This is a genomic window from Frankia sp. CeD (assembly GCF_000732115.1).
In the GTDB taxonomy this organism is placed as follows: Bacteria; Actinomycetota; Actinomycetes; order Frankiales; family Frankiaceae; genus Frankia; species Frankia casuarinae.
On sequence record NZ_JPGU01000100.1, the window covers coordinates 1 to 2,642 of the forward strand.

Sequence of the window (2,642 nt, forward strand, 5' to 3'; positions counted from 1 at the left end):
TAAACAATTCACCACACACCCCCACCGGCACTGGCGCCAAACCCCCATCCAGCACGAACACCCGCGTATTCGCCACCGGCCGGCCCACCGACACACCCACACCAGCCGTCAACTCTGTCGCCGTCGACCAGATCGTGGTCTCCGTCGGGCCATAGAGGTTCCACAGCCGAACGCCTGCGCGCAGCAGATCCGCGGCCAGATCGGCGGGCAGGGCCTCGCCGCCGCAGAGGGCGAGGAAGCCCTCAGGGCAGTCCCATCCGGAGTCCAGGAGCGTCCGCCAGGTGACCGGGGNCGCCTGCATTGCGCTAGCGCCGGCCGTGCGCAGTAGCCCGGCGAGCTCGGCTCCGGACGTGGCCTGCTCCCACGTCGCCAGCACTGTGCGCATTCCGAGGGTGAGTGGCAAGAACAGCTCCAGCGCCGCGATATCGAAGGCGTGGGTGGTGACCGCGACGAACACATCGGTCGCCCGCAACGGAAGCATGTCGCGCATCGCCGTCAGGAAGTTGGCCAGAGCGCCGTGGCTGATCATCACGCCCTTGGGCATGCCAGTGGAACCCGAGGTGTAGATCAGGTAGGCGAGGTCCTGGGCGGTCAGGCCCGTGGACCAGTCCGCTGGTTGTGCGTCCGGTTCGCCGTCGCCCACGTCGGCGATCACAAGGCTGGCCAGGCCGTCTGCGAAAGGCACCGCAGGGTCGTCGAGCAGGATCAGTGCGGGAGCGGCGTCCGCGACGATGTGACGCAGCCGCTGCGCGGGGTGGTGCGGGTCCAGCGGTACGTACGCGGCGCCACAGGCCAGCACACCAAGCAGCGCCACTACCAGGTCGGGGCCACGCTCCAGGCAGACGGCGACGCGGTCGCCTCGCCCGATGCCGCGGCGGCGCAGCGCCTCGCGCGTGGCCTCGACCCGGGCGATGAGACGCCGGTAGGTCAGCGTGACCCCGCCGGCCTCCAGAGCGACGGAGTCCGGGGTCAGCGCCGCCTGCGCGGCGAGCCGCAGCGGGACGGGCCCCGGCTCGGGGACAACCATGGCCGTCTCGTTCCATCTGGCCGTGATCCGGTGCCGCTCCTCGGCCGACAGCAGCGGCACCTCGTCGACCGGCCGCTCCGGCAGGTACGCCACCGCCGACAGGGCGGCGAGGAAGTGGTGCTGCAGCCGCTGCACGGTGGCCTCGTCGAAGAGCGCCGTGCGGTACTCCAGCATCCCCTGCAGCTGGTCGCCATCCTGAGCTAGGAAGAGCGACAGGTCGAACTTGGCCCCGCCGGGGTCGTCCGGCAACGGGGTCAGCATCGCCTCGCCCAGCCGGATTGGGCCAAGCACGGCCTCGTGCATGCCGAGCATCACCTGGAACAGCGGGTTGCGGTCCGGGGTGCGGTGCGGATGCAGCGCCTCCACCAGGGACTCGAACGGCAGCTCGCTGTGCGCGTACGCGCCCAGGCACTCATCCCGCATCCGGCGCAGCAGCTCCCGGACGGTGGGGCGCCCGCCAAGATCTGCCCGGATGATGACGGTGTTGGCGAAGAAGCCGATCAGGGACTCGAGCTCCGGCAGCGGGCGATTCGCGACGGGGGTGCCGATGCCGAAGTCCTCCTGGTTGGCATGCCGACCCAGCACCATCGCCCAGGCGGCCAGCGCGGCCATGTAGAGCGTGACGTCCTCATCCCGACAGCGCTGACGTAGCGCCCGGACCAGCTCGGCCGGGACGGGGAAGCGCCGAACGGCGCCCTCGAACGTCTGCACCGCAGGCCGCGGACGGTCGGTGGGCAGCTGGACGAGGTCGGGCAGGCCCGCGAGCCGCTGTGACCAGTNCNCCCGCTCGCGCGCCCGCCGCTCGCCGCGCTCGGTGCCGCGCAGCCAGCGGGCATAGTCCGCGAACTGGAGCCGAGCCGGCGGTCGCGCCGTCGCGCCCGCGCCGAGATGCGCCTCGTACCGCTCGACCAGCTCCCGGATCAGGATCTGCACGGACCAGCCGTCGGCGAAGATGTGGTGGGTGGTGACGGCCAGCACGTATTCGGTCTGGCCCAGCCGGTACAGCGTCGCCCGTAGCTGAGGGGAGCGGTCGAGCTGGAACGGCCGGCGGCCCTGTTCACGCGCGGCGTCCCGCATGGCTGCCGGCCGCCGCTCGTCCGGGACCGACCTCAGGTCCACGGCGCCGAGANCCACGCGGGCCTGCGGATCGACGATCTGCCGTAGCTCCGCGCCGAGACGCACGCAACGGCTCCTCAGCACCTCGTGCCGGTCGACCACGTCGTTGAGGGCCCGCTGCAGCGCCATCCGGTCCACCGGACCTTCGATCCGGAACGTGCCATGCAGGTGATAAGCGCGACCCGCGTCCTCGTCGAACTGCTGCAGGAACCACAGGCGCTCCTGTGCGTCGGTCGCCCGGGACTCGTCCGGAACGCCCGCCACGCGCGACGCCGCCTCGATCGGGGGGAGACCAGCGCCGGCCGACGCGGCGCCTTCGATGCGATCACAGAACTCACCGAAAATCGGGGTCTCGAAAAGCATCCGCACCGGAATCGGCACCCTGAGCGCCTGCTGAAGGCGGGCGACCATGCGGGCTACCAGCAGGGAATGACCACCCAGATCAAAGAAGTTGTCTCGCAACCCCACCCGCTCGACACCGAGCAGCTCCTCCCACACC

Annotated in this window: 1 protein-coding gene; it reads right to left on the reverse strand. The window is 70.9% G+C overall.

The genetic code is table 11. The features are described from left to right. A partial coding sequence (locus CED_RS21040) for a condensation domain-containing protein (RefSeq protein ID WP_152569825.1) occupies window positions 1-2,642 on the reverse strand: 2,642 nt, incomplete at both ends.